The sequence below is a fragment of the Desulfobotulus mexicanus genome (genome assembly GCF_006175995.1).
Taxonomy (GTDB): Bacteria; Desulfobacterota; Desulfobacteria; order Desulfobacterales; family ASO4-4; genus Desulfobotulus; species Desulfobotulus mexicanus.
On record NZ_VDMB01000010.1, the window covers coordinates 49,320 to 69,372 of the forward strand.

The following is a 20,053-nucleotide window of genomic DNA, read 5'->3' on the forward strand; positions in this document are numbered from 1 at the left end:
GAGACAGAACAATGGCAAGGATAGACGCTTTTTTCAAGCTTATGCATGATCAGGGTGCTTCGGATCTGCATCTTGTGGCAGGCCAGCCGCCTGCCCTGCGGATTAACGGTGATATGGAGCGGGTCAAATACAAGGTGTTGGGCAATGATGAACTCCGGTCCATGCTGTATGAGATCTGCCCCGAGGATAAGATCAAATCTTTTGAAGAAACAGGGGATGTGGATTTTGGATATGAAATCCAGGGACTTGCCCGCTACAGGGCCAATTTCTTTCTCCAGCGTAACGGAGTGGGTGCCGTGTTCAGGGAAATTCCCACCAATATCCTTACGGCGGAACAGCTGGGACTGCCCTCGGTGATTTCCAAACTGGCTCTGCTTCCCAGGGGGCTGGTACTGGTGACAGGCCCGACAGGTTCCGGTAAGTCCACCACCCTTGCAGCCATTCTGGATGTGGCCAACCGCCATCGCAAAGACCATATCATCACCGTGGAAGATCCCATCGAATTTGTGCACACCAGCCAGAGTGCCCTCATCAATCACCGGGAGGTGGGCAGCCATACCAAAAGCTTTTCTGCGGCCCTGCGCGGGGCTTTGCGTGAAGACCCGGATGTTATTCTTGTAGGCGAGATGCGGGATCTGGAAACTATTTCTCTGGCTATGGAGGCAGCCAGTACCGGCCACCTTGTGCTGGCCACCCTGCATACCAACAGCGCTGCAAAAACCGTTGACCGTATCATAGAAGTGTTTCCTGCCAACCAGCAGGCCCAGGTTCGTTCCACCCTGGCAGACAGCATCCGGGCTGTGATTTCCCAGACCCTTTTTAAAAGGGTGGATCAGAAGGGGCGTGTTGCTGCCATGGAGATTCTTATCGCCAATCCTGCAGTGAGAAACCTCATCCGGGAAGGCAAAACCTTCCAGATAGCCTCCATGATTCAGACGGGTAAAAAATACGGTATGCAGCTTCTGGATGATGCCATCATGAATCTTTATACTAAAGGGATCATTTCCGCCGATGATGCCTATTCCAAATCCAATGAAAAATCCCGTTTTGTCAATTTCCTCAAAAATCCACCACTGGATTTCACGGAAGTCTGAAATTATTCTTAAAGGGTTTGAAATGGGAAGGGGAATACCATGAAAAAGCAGGAAATTGATCATATTCTTACGCAGATGCTCGATTACAGGCAGAATGTGTCGGACCTCAATTTTACCGCAGGACGTCCTCCTCAGGTGGAGAGTGATGGCAGGCTGCTGGGGGTTCCCATAACGCCCCCTCTGCCATCCCTGACTCCCTACCAGACGGAAATGCTGGCCCTGACCCTTGTGGGCAGGAACCGCAGGATGGCACGCCAGCTGGTTCAGGAGGGTTCCTGTGATCTTTCCTATGGGTTGCCCGGTAAGGCCAGATTTCGTGTGAATGTATTTTCCCAGTCCGGTGGAAATTATTCCACGGTTCTTCGAAAGCTGGAGGCCCGCATTCCGACCATTGATACCCTTAATCTTCCGGAAGTTTTCCATAAAATTGCATCGGAAAAAAACGGCCTGATTTTTGTGACAGGTGCCACGGGTTCAGGTAAGTCCACAAGCCTTGCGGCCATGCTGGATGCCATAAACAATACCCAGGAAGTGCATGTGGTCACCCTTGAGGATCCGGTGGAATATCAGCATCCCCAGAAAAAATCCACCTTTAACCAGAGAGAATACGGTGTGGATTTCCCCGATTATGTTACAGGGCTGCGTGCGGCACTCCGTCAGGCGCCCAAGGTAATTCTGGTGGGGGAGATGCGGGATAAGGAATCCGTGGAAATTGGTCTCAGGGCGTCAGAAACCGGCCATCTGGTGCTGACTACCCTGCATACGGTGGATGCGGGTAAGACCATCAATCGTATCATTGGTATGTTTGAGACCGAAGAGGAGAGGCAGATGCGTATCCGACTCTCTGATTCCGTTAAGTGGATTATCTGCCAGCGCCTTTTGCCCAAGGTTGGGGGAGGAAGGGTCGCTGCCTTTGAGATTCTTGGAACCAGTCTCAGGGTGAAGGATGTTATCATGCATGGTGAGTCTGAAGGTAAAACTTTCTATGAAATGATTCAGGCAGGACGCCACCGGGGCTTGTGTACCTTTGATGATTCAATTATCGAACTTTATGAAAAAGGCCTGGTAACTGAAGCCACAGCTCTGGCCTATGCTTCCAAGAGGGAGTCTGTTGCCCGGGGTATTGACCGGGTCAAGTCTGCCAGAGGAGAGAAAACAACTGATATAGACAACCTTGAAATTGACAGGGGTTATGGTCGGCGGGAGGGCTTCTGATTATGGGTGAAGATGGCATGGTTTTGGTGTGTGATGGCTGTGATGCATCCTTCCGTATTCCAGATGGCAAGGTGCCTCCGGGGAAAACCGTGGGAATGACCTGTCCGAAATGCGGACATCGCAGTTCCTTTACGGCACCTTCTGCTGGAAACGGGTGGCATGAAGATTCATCCGGGCCTGTACAGGAAAGTACTTCTGATAAGGATGTGGAGCGTAAATCCTTCTCTTCTCTGGTTTTTGCCGAAGAGGAAGGGGATCTTGCCCTTGTTTGTGTGGAAGATCCGGAACTTCAAAGGCAGATTCAGAAAGCCCTTGAACTGATGGAATATCAGGTGATAGCGGTTAAGGAACCCCACGAAGCCCTTAAAAACCTGCGTATGCACACCTGTAAGCTGGTCATGGTGCATGAGTCTTTCGGAGGAGGGGAAAGCAGTGAACGTAATCCTGTCCTGCTTTATCTGGAACGCCTGCCCATGTCCATGCGCAGGGAAATGTTTGCGCTTATGCTTTCCGAGCGTCACAGTACCCTGGATTCTCTCGTGGCTTTTATACGGAGTGTCAATATGGTGATGAACGTACGTCATTTGCCGGACTTTGAGGGGCTTCTCCGCCAGGGTCTGGCAGATCATCAGCGCTTCTATGAGGTTTTTCTTGATGCTTTAAAGGAAAGTGGGCGGGGCTGACAGAATCTGTTTTATGATTATGGACAGCTTATTTTGTACCCGCCCCTGACCCGGCGGGTATTTTGTTTTTTATTCAATTCTATCGCTCAGGAGACGAAGGCCCTCCAGGGTGAGGTTGCTGTCTACCACTTCAATGGTGCGGGATACTGCCTGCATAAGGGGAGCAAGGCCACCGGTGGCGATGACTTTTAGAGGAGCTGGCAGTTCTTCTCGGATTTTTTCCACCATGCCGTCCACCAGAGCGGCGTATCCATGTATTATGCCCGATTTCAGGCTGCTTTCCGTATCTTTGCCTATCACCTTTGAAGGAGGGTTGAACAGGGCAACCCTGGGCAGTTTGGAGGCCCGCTGGAAAAGGGCATCCGCAGCAATTGCAATTCCTGGAGAGATGGCTCCTCCGAGATATTCTCCTGCTTCTGAAATAACATCAAAGGTCGTTGCTGTGCCAAAATCAATGACTATAAGTGCCTGGTGATATCGATGGTAAGCGGCAACGCTGTTTACAATGCGGTCGGCACCTACTTCTGAGGGATTGGTGTAGAGGATGGGCATCCATCCTTTGACGGAATCCGCATCAACCCAGTGGGGTGGGGGGGCCTGTATATGACGGCGACAGAAGGCATCAAGTACCGGAACCATAGGCGGGACAACGCATGAAATTATGGTTTTCCGGATTTCTCTAAGGGGGATGGCGGCATCTTCAAAGAGGTTTTTCACCAGAACATAAAATTCATCTGCAGTGGTATCCCGTTTGGATGGGATGCGCCAGTCTTTATGAAGTATTGTTTCCTCGAAAACCCCAATGACAGTATTGGTATTTCCAACATCGATGACCAGCAGCATGGAACCTCCTCATGGTGTTTTGGAAAATTGCGTGGCAAGATTCCAGCAAACAGAACTTTTTGTCAAGCGGCATCTGTCTGTTTCAGAATGTTTTTTACGGGAATGTTCCGGAAGGTGCGGCATTGCATATGGCTGTATAAACTTGCAGCGTAGCACGGGTGGCTGCCACATCATGGATTCTGAGTATGGATGCACCGCTTTGAAAACCTGCAATACTGGTGGCCAGCGTTCCGGCCAGAACCTCCATTGAAAGTACATCCGGCTCCTGATGATGACTGGCAGAAAGGGCCCGGATGAATTTTTTACGGGAAGTACCCAGCAAAAGGGGGAAGCCAAGGGTATTAAGTGTGCTGAGGTTGGCCAGCAGCTTAAGATTGTCCTGCAGGTTTTTTCCGAAACCGATTCCGGGGTCCAGAACAATGCGATTGGCGGCAATCCCACTTTTCAGGACCTGTTCGCTTTTTGTACGCAGATAGTCTGACACTTCCCTGACCACATCGCTGTAACGGGGTTGAAGCTGCATGGTTGCCGGCGTACCCTGCATATGCATGAGAACAAGGGCTGCGCCGGTGTCTGTACAAAGGGGCAGCATGTCCGGGTCTTCCAGCGCTGATATGTCGTTGATAATATCTGCGCCTGCTTCAATGGCTGCTTTAGCCACGCTGGCTTTGCGGGTATCGATGGAGATGGACAGGTTCGTTTCCCGCCTCAGTTCCCGGATCAGGGGGATGACCCGCCGGCATTCTTCTTCTGCAGAGACCTGTGTGGCAAAGGGACGTGTGGATTCTCCGCCCACATCCAGAATGTCAGCTCCTTCGGCAATCAGGTTCCTTGCGTGGGTCAGTGCTTTTTCCAGAGCTATAAAACGACCTCCGTCGGAAAAGGAGTCCGGGGTGCAGTTGATAATGCCCATGAGTGCACAGCGCCCCTTTATGGAAAGGGTTGTTCTTGCTGTCTGAAGCATGAGTTCCGGCATGGAATCTCCTCTAATGAAAATATACGGGCCTTTTTCTGCCTGAGAAGGCTGGAAAAAGGCCCGTATGAATATGCTTGATAAACGATTTTCAAAGATCAGGACCGGGTGTCGTCATCCTGTTTTTTATCCCTGTCTTCTTCCTGCTGTCCGGGTTCTTCAGGCTCAGGACTGTCATTTCCGTCCTGTCTGTCATCCTGATTTTCCTCTCCTGTATCCGGACTGATTCCGTCTTTTCCCTGTCCTGTATAGTTTTCCGGCCCTTTGCGTTCCGGTGCGTCGTAAAGATTGTCGTCATCGTCCATTTCCGGTAGATGGGAGGGAAAGATAATATCCGGGCGTATGGTTAAAATCAGATCATCCAGTTCTTTTCCGGAAACCGTTTCCTTGTCGAGAAGCATGGCCGAAAGCTTGTGCAGGATTTCAAGGTTATCTTTAAGTACTTCCAGTGCTTTCTCGTAGGCATTATGGATAAGGCTGGAGATTTCATAATCAATTTTTCTCGCTGTCTCATCGGAATAATCCCGGTTCTGTCCAATGTCCCGGCCAAGAAAAATCTGTTCATCTCCCTTGGCATAGGAAATGGGGCCAAGGTCATCGCTCATGCCCCAGGAGCGGACCATGCGCTGAGCCACATCTGTTGCCTGTTTGATGTCATTGGCGGCCCCCGTGCTGATGCGCTTGAAGATGATTTCTTCGGCAGCCCGTCCGCCAAAGGCCACGGACAGTCCGCTGATCAGCTGGTCCTTGTAGCGGAATGCACTTTCATCGGGAAGGAACCAGGTGATACCTGCAGCCCGTCCTCTGGGGATGATGGTGATTTTGTTCACAGGATCCGTAAACGGCAGGAGCCTTGCAACAAGGGCGTGGCCAGCTTCATGGTAGGCCGTTACCTTTTTTTCCTCTTCACTCATGACATTGGATTTACGCTCAAGGCCCATATAGACTTTATCCTTGGCATCTTCAAAGTCCTTCATGTCCAGGAAATCCTTGTCCCGCTTGGCAGCTATCAGGGCGGCTTCATTGACCATGTTTTCTAAGTCTGCACCGGAAAAGCCGGGGGTGCCTTTGGCCAGCACCTTAATATTCACATCTTTCCCTATGGGGGATTTTTTCATGTGAACGCGCAGAATGGCCTCTCTGCCTGCAATATCAGGCAGGGGAACCACAACCTGCCGGTCAAAACGGCCGGGCCGCAGAAGGGCAGGATCGAGAACATCGGGTCTGTTGGTGGCGGCGATGAGTATGACTCCCTCATTGGATTCAAAGCCATCCATTTCCACCAGCATCTGATTAAGGGTCTGCTCCCTTTCATCGTGTCCACCACCAAGGCCGGCACCCCTCTGGCGGCCTACGGCGTCAATTTCATCGATGAAGATTATGCAGGGCGCATTTTTCTTGCCCTGATTGAAAAGATCCCGGACACGGGAAGCACCGACACCAACAAACATTTCCACAAAATCGGAACCGGAAATACTGAAAAAAGGAACGCCTGCCTCTCCGGCAACGGCCCGGGCCAGTAGGGTTTTGCCTGTTCCGGGAGATCCTGTAAGCAGAACACCCTTTGGAATACGTCCGCCGAGGCGGGTAAACTTTTTCGGATCCTTAAGAAAGTCTACAATTTCTTCCAGCTCTTCCTTGGCTTCTTCCACACCGGCCACATCCACAAATGTGACCCTTGTGGTATTTTCATCCATTAGCCGTGCCTTGCTCTTACCAAAACTCATGGCCTTGCCGCCACCGCCCTGCATCTGGCGCATGAAAAAGATCCAGACACCTATCAGCAGAAGCATGGGAAGCCAGGAAACCAGTACTGTAAGAAACCATGGAGATTCCGCAGGAGGTCTGGCTTTAATGGCAACACCTTTGGTACGGAGCATGGGAATGAGTTCCGTATCATCAGGGGCATAAACCTTGAAACGCTGGTTGGTCGGGGTGACCACCAGAAGATCATTACCCTGTATGGTGACATTGGAGACCTGGTCCCTGTCCACCATGGCTAGAAATTCGGAATATCCAATACTTTCCTCGGCATACTGGGGCTGGTTAAAGATGTTGTAAAGCATGATCATCATGAGAATGATGACGAGCCACAGAGAAAGATTTTTATAAAATGGGTTCAAAGCGCCCTCCCGGAGCGTGGATGTTTGTCCGTAAATAAAGGTTGGATGGAAAAAATTTCCGGGCCATCTGATCAGGAATGAATTGTAATCTTTTAATAATATCCTTGATAAGCCGCAAAAAAAAATCCTTTTACCTGATACGGATGAAACAGTGGATTTTTTACCATATATGGAATTGCCTTATGACAAAACGTCCTGCACATAATAATCACAATCCTGCATCAGGCAAGTCAGCCCGGGTGTATATAGCCTGCTGGCTCCCTTGTGCAGGGCATATCTGGCCTTCATTGTCTTCAGGATAAACTGAATACAATGAATATCCCTATTCCTATAACACACCCGGTGGAATTTCGTGAAGGTTCTTCATGTTTTTTTTAGAGTTTTTCATCATACCATAAAAGCCATACAGGCCTGTCTTTGGAGTTTTCAGCCTTGTTTTTTTCATCCGGTGGCAGCCCCGGTACCCAGATGATACCTTCTTTTACTGCAATAACAGGCCTTTTTCGGCGAAGCTCTTTTGGGATTTTTTTTTCTGAGAACAGTCGCATCAGTTTTCTGCTTCCTCCCCGGCCCCATGGATGCATGCGATCACCCGGCAGGGGGGCACGGATGGTCAGGGGAAACAGCCGGTCTGAAATCGATGTATACATATCCGAAGGAGTATCGGATGGCTGCTGACCTAAAATCTCAAGTCTTCCGAAACCATGGGGAAGGAGAATGCTTGCGGGCAGCTTTTCAGGCAGAGGCAGTTCCTTTGAAAAAAAAGGCAGAGGGCTTTCTTTTTCTCTCAGGGAATGTTCTGCTTTTTTGATTTCAAGGATGTTTTGGGAAAGCCGGACAAGAATTTTTCCTGGAAGATGAAGCTCGCTGGACTCTGTGGATTGAAGGGCTTTTTGTATGGCTTCCACATGGGGCAGGGTGATGGACTGCAGGTTTCCCTGAATCTGGAAGATGGCATGGCGCAGGATACGGGCCTGATGTCCGGGAAACAGCAGCGAGAGTTTCCTGCCATCTAAGATAACAGCATTGCTTTTCTCTTCCAGCAGCAGGCTGCTGTAAGTTTTTTCAGCCATGGAGTTCATCCACCTGTTTTCTTCTGCGGCAATGTTTCCTGTGCGCAGAAGGCCTTTGCGGATGGCAGGATTGAAATTGTTTTCCAGCAGGGGAATGAGCTGATGCCGGATGCGGTTACGCAGAAAACGGGTATCTGTATTGGACGGATCTTCTTTCCAGGAAAGTCCCTTGTCTTTAAGGTAAGAGATTATTTCCTTTCTCTCCATGTCGATCAGCGGCCTGACAACATATCCGTCCCGAATGGCGGGAATTCCCCCAAGACCGTCAGGACCGCAACCCCGTATAAGATTCATGAGGATCTGTTCTGTTCTGTCACCGGCATGGTGGGCTGTGGCAATCCGGGTATATTTTTTCGTTTTCATTAAAAAATTAAAGAAATTATACCGGGCCATGCGACCGGCCTCTTCGCAGCCGAGGCCGGGATACTCCCTGTGAAGGGAAACTTTGTGGCTGTGGAAGGGTATGCCAAGTTGCGCAGCCTGATCAGCCACAAAGGATTCTTCTTCATCCGCTTCGGGTCTGAGACTATGGTTCAGATGGGCAACTCCCATAAAAGCACCATGCAGGTTTTTGAGGTCTGCAAGGCCATGGAGCAGGGCCATGGAGTCGGCGCCACCGGACACGGCGATCAGGATACTGTCTTCCTTCTGCCACATTTTGTGGATGGTAAGGGCCGTGATAATTTTTTTTAGGAAAAAAGACTGCGTATTCAAGGGTGGTTTATGCTTTCTTTTAAAAACTAAGTGAAGAATGTCTTGTCAAGAAGCTTATGGGTCTGTATATTCCCCCAGTGAATGAGCCTCCAGGGGTATCCTGACCGGCCGCTGCGTAACATACCATCATGAACCTCGTCAGATCCGGAAGGAAGCAGCGATAAGTGAAACGGTATGTGTCGTGGATCGATCCCGGTCAGGATACCCTTGGAGGTTTGTTTTATTTTTGCCTTTGCAAATTTACCTTAAGCTTTTTCATTTCCTTCCTCTGCCCATGAAACAACACTGTTTTTCCCCCTTTTTTTTGCTTTGTACATGGCCTGGTCCGCAAGGAGAAGTAGTTCCTTTCTGGTGACGGCATCATCAGGATAAATAGCAAAGCCGAGACTGGCAGTTACATGTACAGGGGGCTGCGGATCAGATTGCAGGAAGGGTGTTCTGCGGATGGCGTTGAGAATTTTCGTACATTTTTCATGCGCATTTATTCTGTTGCAGTCAGGAAAGATCATCACATACTCATCTCCCCCGTATTTTATTACAATATCTTTTTTACTCAGAGCTGCTTTTACGGTTTGTCCTACTTCACGGAGAACCTCTGAGCCCATCAGGTGTCCCCTTGTATCGACAACTGTTTTGAAGTGATCCATATCCATAAAAACCACAGCCGCTTTTTTATTTTCAGTGTGTAGCGCATGGAGCATTTTTTCTAAAAGTTCATGCATGTATCTGGCATTGTACAGGCCTGTATATTCATCTGTAATGCTGAGAAGACGAATGTGGTCCAGGAACTGGGCATTTCTTATGGCAATGGCTGCGTAATCCGCAAGCAGCATCAAAATGGGGAGATGCAGTTCTTTAAAAATTTTTACGTCTTCAAGGTTAAGAATTTCAATGACGCCAAGAACTTTACCATGGATGCACAGTGGAAGACAGAAGGCGGACCGGGTTTCAAAGCCGGTGACGGCATCAATGCCCGGAAAAAAGCGGGGGTCATTCTTTACGGATGGTACAAAGAGGGACTCTCCGCTTTCAGCCACATACCCGGCAATCCCTCTGCCCTTTTCAATGGTGACATCCGAAAGGAATTCTTTATCAATACCAACAATAATTTTAAAGCTCAGCTCACCGCTATCTTCGTTTCGAAGCAGCAGAGACCAGTGCTCAGCTGCAACAAAACTGCTGATTTTTTCCATGATCAGCTGTAGGATTTCGTTGAGATCCAGGGTGGATGTCAGGGTTTTTCCTACCTCAAGGCAGGCCAGCAGTGCCTTGGATTCAAGTGGCTGATTCATTTCTTCTGCCAGAGGCCCCATGTGTTTTCCGTTTCTTTTCTGTTTTACCAGTTATGATTTTTTATTGGGAATTTGTTGATTTTTTGCGTGCAAACCAGGAAATCAGTATCAGATTTCAAATTACAGGCAAAGGGAAAGATTTTCAAGCTGGTTGAAAGGTGCATTATGATATCCGGGTGTTTTATGTCGAGGGTAAATCTCTGGATTTATGGATATGAAATTTTATGGGTGCTGTAAATTTTTAAGATCATATTAAGAAATTATGGAGGGGAGGGTTATCGCCGGGTGTCCTGGTCGAAGGGACACCCAGCCTGGCAGGTATTTGGCGAGTTATATGGATGGGACCGGAATGATCTCCGGTTTTAAGTGGGCTAGGTTACCTTGTTAAGGATAACCCGACCGGGGTAGGGCATTGAATCACTTGGACTCATAGTTTTGTATTGCATCTTGCGTGCCATGTTTTGGGTGTTTTATGTTTTTATAGTATTTGTATTTGAAAACATTACTCTTATTTTTTTGAAGCAAGGTCTGGTCTATGATTTGATGTTTTTTCTGGTACTGAATAAGGTTCTTTTTTTCGGAAAAGGAAAAAAAGATTGGATAAAAAAGATGCAGCAGGCGGAGTGGCGGATACAAAAGAGCCGATGTTCACTATTGTCGAACGCTGTGTTGCCCAGATAAAAAACCATTTCCGGACTTGGTGATTCAGGGAAGTCTGGATTGTCTCTGGATTATTCCCATGGTCTGATAAATCAGGTGAGCCGCTGTAAAATCGGCATGGTGCAGGCCGTTAATGGGGGCCAGTTCCACGCAGTCAAAGCCGATGATTCTGCGTCCTGTTACGGATTTAGCAATAACGTCAAGGGTCTGATACCATGACAGTCCTCCGGGAACAGGGGTTCCAGTGGATGGCATCACCGTAGGATCAATGCCGTCCACATCAATGGTAAGCCAGATACGCTCAGGAAAATCATGGGGCAGAAGCTTGTTTGGTATTCCTGAAAGGGCAATGGCCGATGCATCCAGATGTGCCACGGGAAAGGCTTCCCTGAAGTCCGCTTCTTCTGAACAGAGGGCACGGACTCCCACCTGAAAAACCCGATGACCAAGATCCAGTGCCCTGCGCATGACCGAGGCATGGCTATAGGGGTTTCCTTCGTAGGAATCCCTGAGATCCGCATGGGCATCAATCTGTACTATGCCGATTTCTCCGAATCGTTCCTTTGCTGCCATTAGTCCGCCCAGGGTCACTGTGTGTTCCCCCCCTAAAAGCACGGGAATGCCATATCTGGAAAAAACACTGTCACAGGCTCCGGCAATACGGGAAAGGACTTTGGCGGGGGAAGACTCACAGGCTATGGGTGGATGGGTCCATATGCCAAGGTTGGCAGGCTCATCCACACCGTCAAAACGTTCCAGCTGGTCCGAAGCTTTTAATATGGCCGAAGGTCCCCTGGCCGTGCCTCCGCCATAGGATACGCTGGCCTCCCAGGGTACTGGAATGACATGAAAGAGGCATTTGTCCGGGTTGTTTCCCGGATTTTCACTGGCCAGAAAAAAAGGATAATCGTTGTTATTTTCCATGAAAGCCTTTCTGTAATTATTCAGCACATTTTATTCTGAAATGCATGCTTTGTAATTATAGTGGATTACTACAGTTTGGGTGCCTATACAGCTGCCTTTCCGTCATTAGGCCTTGCAAATGAAAAAGATATTGAATAAATACGACTTTCTTATACTCAGCCCAGTCTTGTTTTAAAGTCCTGATACCCGAATTTTCGTTCCAGATGCATTTTCCCTTCCATGTCAATGCGGTAGATGGAAGGCAGGGGAATGCCGTTGAAGGTATTGGTTTTCACCATGGAGTAGTGGGCCATGTCCGTGAAGACCAGCCGGTCTCCCACGGCAAGGGGGGCGTCAAAACTGTAGCGGCCGATATTGTCCCCGGCAAGGCAGGAGAGTCCGCCCAGCTGATAGGCATGGGCCTTTTCCCCCTCTTCCCCGGCTCCGATGATCTGCGGCCTGTAGGGCATTTCCAGCACATCGGGCATGTGGCAGGTGGCGGAGCTGTCCAGGATGGCGTGGGTATCCGGGCCTGAGCCTGCGATGTCCAGCACCTCGGCCACAAGAAAGCCCGTGTCCAGGGCAATGGCTTCTCCCGGTTCCAGATACACGGGGATATTGTTGAAGCGTTTTCTGAAGTCCGTGATCAGGCGGCAGAGCTTTTCCAGATCATAATCCTGCCTTGAAATATGGTGGCCACCGCCGAAGTTCACCCATTTCATGGAGGGGATGAATTCTCCGAAGTGCTGAACAAAGCCTTCCAGCACGATTTCCAGTTCGTGGCTGTTCTGCTCGCAGAGGGCATGAAAATGCAGTCCCTCTATGCCCTCAAGCATATCCGGCCTGAAATCCTTATGCCTGACTCCCAGCCGGGAGCCGGGTGCACAGGGATCGTAGATGGCAACCCTGCCCACGGAGCGCTCCGGGTTCACCCGGATTCCGCAGCTGATTTTCCTGGGGGCTGAGAGCACCATGGGTTTAAAACGCTCCCACAGGGAAAAGGAGTTGAAGACCAGATGATCTGTGATGGAAAGAAAGCTTTCCATGTCCTCTTTGCTGAAGGCTGCGGCAAAGGCGTGTACCTCGCCGCCAAAGGTTTCCTTTCCAAGCATGGCCTCATGCACGGAGCTGGCGCAGGTGCCGTCAAGGCTTTTTCGGATCAGGGGAAAGGTGGAGAACATGGAAAAACCCTTCAAAGCCAGAAGGATGTGACATCCTGTCCGCTCCTTTACCTCCCGCAGGCGGGCAAGGTTTTTTTCTATGCGCCTTTCATCCACCACAAAGGCGGGTGTGGAGATGGTGTGGGGGTCAAAGCCCAGGGCTTTTCCAAGGAAGTCCGTCAGCATTAGAGAATCACTTCCTTCCAGGGCAGTCCGTGAAGGTTCAGGGCTTCCATGAAGGGGTCGGGATCCAGTTCTTCCATATTAAAGACTCCCTTGCCCGTCCATTTGCCCGTGAGCATCATTTTGGCACCGATCATGGCCGGAACGCCTGTGGTGTAGGAGATGGCCTGTGAACCCACTTCAGCATAGGCCTCTTCGTGGCTGCAGATATTATAGATATAGACGGTTTTTTCTTTTCCGTCTTTCACGCCCTTCATGAGGCAGCCGATGCAGGTGCGGCCCTTGGTAAGGGGGCCGAGGCTTCCGGGATCGGGGAGAACGGCCTTCAGGAATTCGATGGGTGCGATCTTCTGGCCCTTGATTTCCACGGGATCAATGCGGGTCATGCCCACATTCTCAAGGACCTTCAGGTGGGTGAGGTAGGCATCGGAAAAGGTCATCCAGAAGCGGGCTCGCTTCAGGCCTTTAAGGTTTTTCACCAGAGACTCCAGCTCCTCATGGTAGAGGAGAAAGCATTTTTTGGGGCCGATGCCTTCGGGAAAATCATAGGTCATGGACCAGGAGAGGGGATCGGTTTCCACCCATTCGCCCTGCTCCCAATACCGGCCCCTCTGGGTGATTTCCCTGATATTGATTTCCGGGTTGAAATTGGTGGCAAAGGGCTTGCCGTGGTCGCCTGCGTTGCAGTCAATGATATCAAGGGTATGGATTTCGTCAAAGTGATGCTTCTGGGCATAGGCGCAGAAAACATTGGTGACACCGGGGTCAAAGCCGCTGCCGAGAAGGGCCATGAGACCTTTCTCCTTAAAACGCTCCTGATAGGCCCACTGCCATTTATACTCAAATTTTGCCACATCCGGTGGTTCGTAGTTGGCTGTATCCAGATAATGCACGCCGGTTTCAAGGCAGGCGTCCATGATGGCAAGATCCTGATAGGGCAGGGCCACGTTGATGACCATTTTCGGCTGAAACTGACGTATCAGGGCCACGGTGTCAGCCACCTTGTCCGCATCCAGTGCGGCTGTCTGTATGGGGCGATTAAGCTGGACTGCAATGCGGTCGCATTTTTCCTTTGTGCGGCTTGCAAGCATGATTTCGGAAAAAATGTCGGGAAGCTGGGCGCATTTGTGGACCACCACCTGACCGACACCGCCGGCACCGATAATTAAAACCCTGGACATTGATTACCTCCCTTGTTTTTTTTGGTAGTTTTTAAGGTCTCAGCGTTCATAGTAGGTGTATCCCAGTAAGCCCGTTTCATAGGCTTTCATGACCTTGTAGCGGTCTTCCACGCTGATGAATCCTGCCTTGATGGCCATTTCCGCCGTATGGCGGAAGCGTTCGGCCATGGCTTTGGGATTGTATTCCACATAACTCAGAACATCAGCCACGGAGTCCCCTTCCATTTCCTTTACATAATCAAGGGTTCCGTCTTCCCGGATACGTACACTGACTACATTGGTATCCCCGAAAAGGTTGTGAAGATCCCCAAGGGTTTCCTGATAGGCTCCCACGAGAAAGGCTCCGAGGTAATATTCCTCATCGGGCCGTAGCTCGTGCAGGGGCAGGGATCTTCTGACGCCTTGGATATCGATGAAGCTGTCCAGCTTGCCGTCGCAATCGCAGGTGATATCTGCAATCACGGCATTGCGTGTGGGTTTTTCCAGAAGCCTGTGTATGGGCATGATGGGAAAAATATGATCAATGGCCCAGGCATCGGGGAGGCTTTGGAAAACACTCAGGTTGCCATAGTAGATGTCTGCCAGAGCATCATCCAGCTCGCTGAGTTCCGGTGGAATGCGTTTTAGCTTTTTCACATCCTGGGCAATGGTATGGATGATGTGCCAGAAAATAGTTTCTCCGAGGGAGCGTTCCCGCAGGGTGACGGCACCATGCTGAAAACGCTGACGCAGTTCATCCCTGTAATAGATGGCATCGTTGAAGCATTCCTGAAGATTGCGCAGGGTCAGGGAATGAAGAACATCAACAAGATTTACAATCACATCCGGTGCATCTTCGGGTATATCACTGAGAAAGGGCTGGGGCTCCAGACGACTGACATCCAGAATATTGAAAAGAAGCACGGAATAATAGGCTACCGTTGCCCTGCCGGACTCCGTAATAATGGTGGGGTGGGGCAGTTCTTCCTCATCCATAACACCCATGACGGTTTCAACGATATCCGCACAGTATTCATCAATGCTGTAGTTGCGGGAGTTGGAGAAGTTGGTGTGGGAGCCGTCATAGTCCACGGCAAGTCCGCCGCCAAGGTCCAGATAGCCCATGGGTGCACCTTCACTGATAAGTCCCACATAGATGCGGCAGGCTTCCAGTACGGCATTACGGATATCCCGGATGTTGGGTATCTGGGAGCCAAGGTGGTAGTGAAGGAGCTGGAGGCAGTCCAGCATTTCAACTTCCCTGAGTCTGTCCACAAGGGCCACAACCTGGGTGGTATCAAGGCCGAAAATGCTGCGGTCTCCTCCGGATTCTGTCCAGTGGCCTCCCGCCTTGGAAGCAAGCTTGATGCGGATCCCCACACGGGGCCTGACATCAATGATGGCAGCCCTTTCGAGTATCAGTTCCAGCTCTCCGGGCATTTCTACGACAAGGAAGCAGGGAAAACCCATCTTGCAGGCCCAGAGGGCCAGATCCACGAATTCCTCGTCCTTGTAGCCGTTGCAGATAATGCAGGCTTCGGGGTCTTTAAGAAAGGAAAGGGCGGCAATGAGTTCTGCCTTGGAACCTGCTTCAAGGCCGTGGTGATAGCGGGCACCGAAGCTGGTCACCTCTTCCACCACCTGTTTCTGCTGGTTGACCTTGATGGGGTATACGCCCCTGAAATTTCCTTTATAGCCTGCGTTTGCAATGGCAAGGGAAAAGGCATTGTGCAGGCATGAGATCTGGGAATCCAGAATGTTTTCTATGCGCAGCAGCACCGGCATTTCCTTGCCTCTGGCCCGGATGCCTTCTATGAGTCTGGGGATGCTGATGCTCAGATCCTTACGGTCAGGAATGGGGGTGATGATAACCTCGCCATCCTGGGAAATGTCGAAATAACCGGCACCCCAGTTGCGTACGCCGTAAAGATCCAGCGCATTTTCCAGAGACCAGCGGTCAAGAGAGTTTTTTTCGAGCAATTCCTGATCCTTTTTTTCTTTAATGTTGTGTGTAAAAGGGCCGGATATTTGAAAGTCTGGCCCTCCTGGCTTCATTTGGAGTGAATGTTGGTTTTCTTAAAATGACCATAAAGTATACGGTAGACCAGCAGGAAAAGGTAACTGGCTGCAGCCAGAACCACAATGGCAGGACCTGTGGGCAGATCCATTTCAAAGCTTAAGGCAATGCCTCCTGTGGTAAAACCCATGGAAAAAAGAACAGCAAGCCCCATCATACCCGCAAGGCTGCGGGAAAGCTGACCTGCAATGGCAGCGGGCAGGGTCAGCATGGCAATTACCAGGACAATGCCCACTACCCGGATCAGAAGAACAATGCTCAAGGCCGTGAGAACAAGGAGCATGAAATAATAAAAATGTGCGGGAACTCCCCTCAGTTCAAGAAACTCCTCGTCAAAGCATACAGCCACAAGCTTGTTGTAGAAAAGCATGACCATGAGGATGATGAATGCGGCCATGATTCCCATTAATTTAAGGTCTGCGGGGCCTATCATGAGGATGTTCCCGAAGAGAAAACTCATGGGATCAATGTACCCCGATGTTCTGGCCATGAAAAGAAGGCCTATTGCCATGCCCACAGCCCATAGGGCGTTGATGACCGTATCTTCCCTCTGGCCTGCCTTAAGGCTTACCAGTCCTATGATGAAGGCCGCCAGCAGCGCCGCCATCAGGGCTCCCGTAAGGGGAGTCCACAGTAGGGAAGTACTTCTTTCCTGCATGAAAAGGGCAAAACCGATGCCTCCCAGAACACAGTGGGCAATGGCTCCGGCAATGGTGCTTATACGGCGGGCCACCACATAGGATCCAACCACGCCGAAGCTGATGCTGGACAGGATGCCCGCAGCAAAGGCATAACGCAGAAAAACGATATCCGGGTCAAAGAGAACGCTGATCAGGGATGACATGGGTATGCCCTTTTTCTGTGCAGCGGTGGTCGTGGCGGACCATCTGCATGCTGCAGTTATAAATATCCTGAATGGCCGTTCCCGTGAGTTCCGATGTGGGATGCACAACCACTTTTTTGTTGACGCAGAGAACACTTTTTACAAGGGCGCTGACAAAACCCATGTCATGGGAGACCATGATCACCGTAATATCCTTTGAAAGATCTTCCAGCAGGGCCATGAAGCGGCTTTCAGTCTGGGAATCCACATTGGCTGTGGGTTCATCCAGAAGCAGAAGTTCCGGTTCGCAGGCAAGGGCCCTTGCAATCATAACCCTTTGTTTCTGCCCTCCGGAAAGATCGGAAAAAGGACGATCCGCAAGGGCATCCATTTCCACATGGCCAAGGCATTCCATGACCATGCTGCGATCCTTTTTGTCCGGCCAGCCCAGAAAACCCCGAAGGCCGCCCCGGCCCAGACGGCCCATGAGTACCACTTCCCGTACAGTGATGGGAAAGTCAGGATCAAAGTGGAGGTACTGGGGCATATACCCGATTCTGGAGCGGGCAGTCAGGGGATTTTTCCCAAAGAGGCTCACACAGCCTGAAGATGGTGTCAGCATGCCCGTCATGAGTTTTAAAAGGGTGGTTTTCCCTCCTCCATTGGGACCTACCATGGCAACCAGTTCCCTTGCATGGATGTCAAAACTGATATCTTCCAGGACAGGGATACCATTTTCATAGCAGAAACTGACCTGCTGAAAAGAGACAGGGGTTTTGTTCATGGGGCCTCGCATGCAGGAGAGATTGCCGGTCTTTGGTGAAGGGCTGTGTTTTCAAATAAGCCCAGCACAGGCCGGGTGTGGTGAAGGTAAAGACAGCGGGCCTGAAACCTGTCCTGCATGTGACACATTGCAGGCTGTTTTTCAACTATTTTTCTGTTAACCGTATCACATCTTCCCTGCTGCATGGGATAATCATCGGGACAAGGCTGTTTTTTTCCTGAGTCACCTCATAGATGGTGACGGGTTTCCCCCGATCTTTCATCAAAAAAATAAAAATCCCCGTTGTTACTGTAAAAAACAGTATGATAGAGTATTTGTTACGCACAAAAACTATCACCAACGGGGATTTTAAAAATTATGACACAAGGCATCCTTCCATTCAAGTACGAAGAAGAAAAAAGAGGCGTAGGATTAACAGCACTGGGAGGTCTTCCGATTTATCTGGATTTGATACATGCCATTTAAAGGTTTAGACCAGCTTGACTCAGTACCAAGGCAGAAGAATAGTTTTTAGATTGTTGACTCAAAAGGTATAGCTACGCCAAAAAATTCTGTGTATTGATTTTTTCTGAGTGTTGCGTCTCATATTTGAGAATTATTCCTCATAAATAATTATTTTTGAATCCTCACCCCCCCGTTGAGGGCTGAAAAAAGCCTCCCGAAACACCACAGGAGGGGTGTGGATAAATTTGATGGAGGATTTGGGACAGTATAATCAATGGGTTTTTTTATTCAGGAGTGGTATTCTGTTAAGCTGTGGATAAAGGGTTGGCTTTTTCATCCCTTGTGCCATGCAGGGGGACAGATTTTTTTCTGTCCGTAAAAATAAAAAGGAATCCCTTCCGTAAACGGCAAAGGATTCTTTGTACTGGACATTTTCCCGCAATTTAAGGCGGGAAAGGAGGAAAAATGCAATATCTGGAATGTAATACACGGTCCATGCGCAGTGCGGTATTTGTGGATTTTGATAATATTTTCATCCGGCTTTCAGAACTGGATGCAAATATCGCAAGAACCTTTGCCACACGGCCTCTTGACTGGATTTCATGGCTTGAAAACTCCCTGCCGCCCTATGCGGGTATTGATGCCGGGGCAAAGCGTAATATTCTGGTACGGCGCTGCTATCTTAATCCCAAAAGTTTCGGAAATTTCAGGCCTTATTTTATCCGTGGTGCCTTTGAGACCGTGGATTGTCCCAGCCTTACCACCCAGGGAAAAACCAGTGCGGACGTACACATGGTTGTGGATCTTCTGGATCTTCTGGATCATAAGGTAAATTATGATGAATTCATCATCATGAGTGCGGATGCTGATTTTACGCCCGTTCTTTTAAAGTTAAGGAAGTGGGACAGGAGAACGGCGGTACTTGCAGTGGGTTCCACTTCCCCTGCCTACAGGGCAGCCAGCGACCTTGTCATTGATCAGGATGTCTTTATCGAGGAAGCCCTTGGCGGTGGCAATATGGGGTATACGGAACCTGCGCGTATTATCCGGAGACCTGAGCCACAGGTACCGAACGGCACCGCAGCCCTTATTAGCGAGATAACGGGAACAGTGAATATGGAGGGTGCTGCTTCTGTTTCTCCGGAGAAAACCGCATATATTCACCATGTCCGTCCGAATTGTGTTTCCGTCGGTACGGAGAAACAGCGGGATCAGTGCTCCCGTCTGGTGCAGACCTTTGTCCGGTCTTCACCGGAAGCCGTTACCATGGCTCAGCTTGCCTACCGTATCCGGCAGGCCTTTCCTGAAGTAAGCCTTGACTGGCAGGGCAAGGGGAGTTTCAAGCTCTTTCTTGCGGAGCTGGATCTGGGAACCCTTGCCACTTCCCCTGTGATTCCGGGCTACGTATATGATCCGCTGAAGCATATGGCCCCTGCAGGAGATACGGGCATCAGGGATGAGATCTTTGAGGCTGCGGAACCTGAAATGGCAGCACTGGCAAGGAAAATTCATGATCTTACGGATACGCCCTATCTTTCACCCACCCATTACGGGGTTCTTTTTTCCGCCATTGCCCAGGAAATAAACCAGTCGGGTTATAACATGACCACGGTATCCAAGGCTGTCCGGGACCGGTGCAGGGAAAAGGAAGTACCTGTGGCCAGGCAGCATGTAAACTTTGTCCTGCGGGGGATTGCCTTTACAGGTCATCGTTTTGGCGAGGGACGGGAATCTGCAGGGACGCTTGCAGAGCGCCTTCTGGCCAATACCCTGAACCTTTGTGAAAATGCCCAGCTTTCCCTGACGGAAACGGAGATGGCTCTTCTACGGAGATGGTTCCATACCTGAA

The 20,053-nt window shown here is 50.0% G+C and carries 15 protein-coding genes and 1 other RNA gene; 5 read left to right on the forward strand and 11 right to left on the reverse strand.

Going from position 1 to position 20,053, the window contains the following annotated elements; genetic code table 11:
• Window positions 1–11 precede the first annotated feature (11 nt).
• Genes FIM25_RS09245 through FIM25_RS09255 form a run of 3 tightly spaced genes read left to right on the forward strand, consistent with a single transcriptional unit; the run spans window position 12 to window position 2,992 of the window.
• Window positions 12–1,094, forward strand: a complete 1,083-nt coding sequence (locus tag FIM25_RS09245; RefSeq protein WP_139448535.1) for a type IV pilus twitching motility protein PilT — start codon at window positions 12–14, stop codon at window positions 1,092–1,094.
• Window positions 1,095–1,133: 39 nt separating this feature from the next.
• The gene (locus tag FIM25_RS09250; protein ID WP_139448537.1) at window positions 1,134–2,309 is read left to right on the forward strand and encodes a type IV pilus twitching motility protein PilT; all 1,176 of its coding nucleotides are present in this window, start codon (window positions 1,134–1,136) and stop codon (window positions 2,307–2,309) included.
• 2 nt (window positions 2,310–2,311) lie between these two features.
• Window positions 2,312–2,992 carry a zinc-ribbon domain-containing protein gene (locus FIM25_RS09255; protein WP_139448539.1) on the forward strand — a complete coding sequence of 227 codons (681 nt, stop codon included), beginning with the start codon at window positions 2,312–2,314 and terminating at the stop codon, window positions 2,990–2,992.
• 69 nt (window positions 2,993–3,061) lie between these two features.
• On the opposite strand, the gene FIM25_RS09260 is transcribed toward FIM25_RS09255, so the two are convergent.
• The 4 genes from FIM25_RS09260 to tilS form a co-directional block, all read right to left on the reverse strand.
• Window positions 3,062–3,835, reverse strand: coding sequence for a type III pantothenate kinase (locus FIM25_RS09260; RefSeq protein ID WP_139448541.1), 774 nt, complete (start codon window positions 3,833–3,835; stop codon window positions 3,062–3,064).
• 94 nt (window positions 3,836–3,929) lie between these two features.
• Window positions 3,930–4,811 carry a dihydropteroate synthase gene (gene folP, locus FIM25_RS09265; protein WP_218961366.1) on the reverse strand — a complete coding sequence of 294 codons (882 nt, stop codon included), beginning with the start codon at window positions 4,809–4,811 and terminating at the stop codon, window positions 3,930–3,932.
• A gap of 95 nt (window positions 4,812–4,906) precedes the next feature.
• Window positions 4,907–6,931, reverse strand: a complete 2,025-nt coding sequence (gene ftsH, locus FIM25_RS09270) for an ATP-dependent zinc metalloprotease FtsH (protein ID WP_139448543.1) — start codon at window positions 6,929–6,931, stop codon at window positions 4,907–4,909.
• Window positions 6,932–7,305: 374 nt separating this feature from the next.
• Window positions 7,306–8,718: a tRNA lysidine(34) synthetase TilS gene (gene tilS / locus FIM25_RS09275; protein WP_179953282.1), complete on the reverse strand. Its 1,413-nt coding sequence runs from the start codon at window positions 8,716–8,718 to the stop codon at window positions 7,306–7,308.
• 102 nt (window positions 8,719–8,820) lie between these two features.
• Between tilS and ffs the strand changes: the two genes are divergently transcribed.
• Window positions 8,821–8,919, forward strand: an RNA gene (ffs, locus tag FIM25_RS09280) — signal recognition particle sRNA small type.
• A 44-nt stretch (window positions 8,920–8,963) separates the two neighbouring features.
• On the opposite strand, the gene FIM25_RS09285 is transcribed toward ffs, so the two are convergent.
• The 7 genes from FIM25_RS09285 to FIM25_RS09315 all read right to left on the reverse strand — a co-directional run bounded on the left by FIM25_RS09285 (window position 8,964) and on the right by FIM25_RS09315 (window position 17,760).
• Window positions 8,964–10,031 carry a sensor domain-containing diguanylate cyclase gene (locus FIM25_RS09285; protein ID WP_139448547.1) on the reverse strand — a complete coding sequence of 356 codons (1,068 nt, stop codon included), beginning with the start codon at window positions 10,029–10,031 and terminating at the stop codon, window positions 8,964–8,966.
• A 684-nt stretch (window positions 10,032–10,715) separates the two neighbouring features.
• The gene (gene speB / locus FIM25_RS09290) at window positions 10,716–11,594 is read right to left on the reverse strand and encodes an agmatinase (RefSeq protein ID WP_139448549.1); all 879 of its coding nucleotides are present in this window, start codon (window positions 11,592–11,594) and stop codon (window positions 10,716–10,718) included.
• Between the two features lie 155 nt (window positions 11,595–11,749).
• On the reverse strand, window positions 11,750–12,919 hold the full coding sequence (gene nspC / locus FIM25_RS09295) for a carboxynorspermidine decarboxylase (protein WP_139448551.1): 1,170 nt from the start codon (window positions 12,917–12,919) through the stop codon (window positions 11,750–11,752).
• On the reverse strand, window positions 12,919–14,097 hold the full coding sequence (locus tag FIM25_RS09300) for a saccharopine dehydrogenase family protein (RefSeq protein WP_139448553.1): 1,179 nt from the start codon (window positions 14,095–14,097) through the stop codon (window positions 12,919–12,921). Before FIM25_RS09300 ends, nspC begins: the two co-directional genes overlap by 1 nt.
• A gap of 39 nt (window positions 14,098–14,136) precedes the next feature.
• Entirely contained in the window at window positions 14,137–16,056 is a 1,920-nt protein-coding gene (gene speA, locus FIM25_RS09305) for a biosynthetic arginine decarboxylase (protein WP_139448556.1), read from the reverse strand.
• Between the two features lie 71 nt (window positions 16,057–16,127).
• The gene (locus FIM25_RS09310; protein ID WP_139448558.1) at window positions 16,128–16,997 is read right to left on the reverse strand and encodes a metal ABC transporter permease; all 870 of its coding nucleotides are present in this window, start codon (window positions 16,995–16,997) and stop codon (window positions 16,128–16,130) included.
• Entirely contained in the window at window positions 16,969–17,760 is a 792-nt protein-coding gene (locus FIM25_RS09315; protein ID WP_246052114.1) for a metal ABC transporter ATP-binding protein, read from the reverse strand. The genes FIM25_RS09310 and FIM25_RS09315 overlap by 29 nt, the downstream gene beginning before the upstream one ends.
• A 909-nt stretch (window positions 17,761–18,669) precedes the next feature.
• Here FIM25_RS09315 and FIM25_RS09320 point away from each other — a divergent pair.
• Complete coding sequence (locus tag FIM25_RS09320) at window positions 18,670–20,052, forward strand: NYN domain-containing protein (RefSeq protein ID WP_218961370.1); 1,383 nt, start codon at window positions 18,670–18,672, stop codon at window positions 20,050–20,052.
• Window position 20,053: the final 1 nt, after the last annotated feature.

Excerpts from the sequence above, each read along its gene's own strand:
- speB (WP_139448549.1), bottom strand. The coding sequence starts at position 11,594 with ATGGAAAATAACAACGATTATCCTTTTTTTCTGGCCAGTGAAAATCCG.
- FIM25_RS09300 (WP_139448553.1), bottom strand. The coding sequence starts at position 14,097 with ATGTCCAGGGTTTTAATTATCGGTGCCGGCGGTGTCGGTCAGGTGGTG.
- FIM25_RS09255 (WP_139448539.1), top strand. The coding sequence starts at position 2,312 with ATGGGTGAAGATGGCATGGTTTTGGTGTGTGATGGCTGTGATGCATCC.
- FIM25_RS09250 (WP_139448537.1), top strand. The coding sequence starts at position 1,134 with ATGAAAAAGCAGGAAATTGATCATATTCTTACGCAGATGCTCGATTAC.
- FIM25_RS09260 (WP_139448541.1), bottom strand. The coding sequence starts at position 3,835 with ATGCTGCTGGTCATCGATGTTGGAAATACCAATACTGTCATTGGGGTT.
- FIM25_RS09315 (WP_246052114.1), bottom strand. The coding sequence starts at position 17,760 with ATGAACAAAACCCCTGTCTCTTTTCAGCAGGTCAGTTTCTGCTATGAA.
- nspC (WP_139448551.1), bottom strand. The coding sequence starts at position 12,919 with ATGCTGACGGACTTCCTTGGAAAAGCCCTGGGCTTTGACCCCCACACC.
- FIM25_RS09320 (WP_218961370.1), top strand. The coding sequence starts at position 18,670 with ATGCAATATCTGGAATGTAATACACGGTCCATGCGCAGTGCGGTATTT.
- folP (WP_218961366.1), bottom strand. The coding sequence starts at position 4,811 with ATGCCGGAACTCATGCTTCAGACAGCAAGAACAACCCTTTCCATAAAG.
- FIM25_RS09245 (WP_139448535.1), top strand. The coding sequence starts at position 12 with ATGGCAAGGATAGACGCTTTTTTCAAGCTTATGCATGATCAGGGTGCT.
- FIM25_RS09285 (WP_139448547.1), bottom strand. The coding sequence starts at position 10,031 with ATGGGGCCTCTGGCAGAAGAAATGAATCAGCCACTTGAATCCAAGGCA.
- FIM25_RS09310 (WP_139448558.1), bottom strand. The coding sequence starts at position 16,997 with ATGTCATCCCTGATCAGCGTTCTCTTTGACCCGGATATCGTTTTTCTG.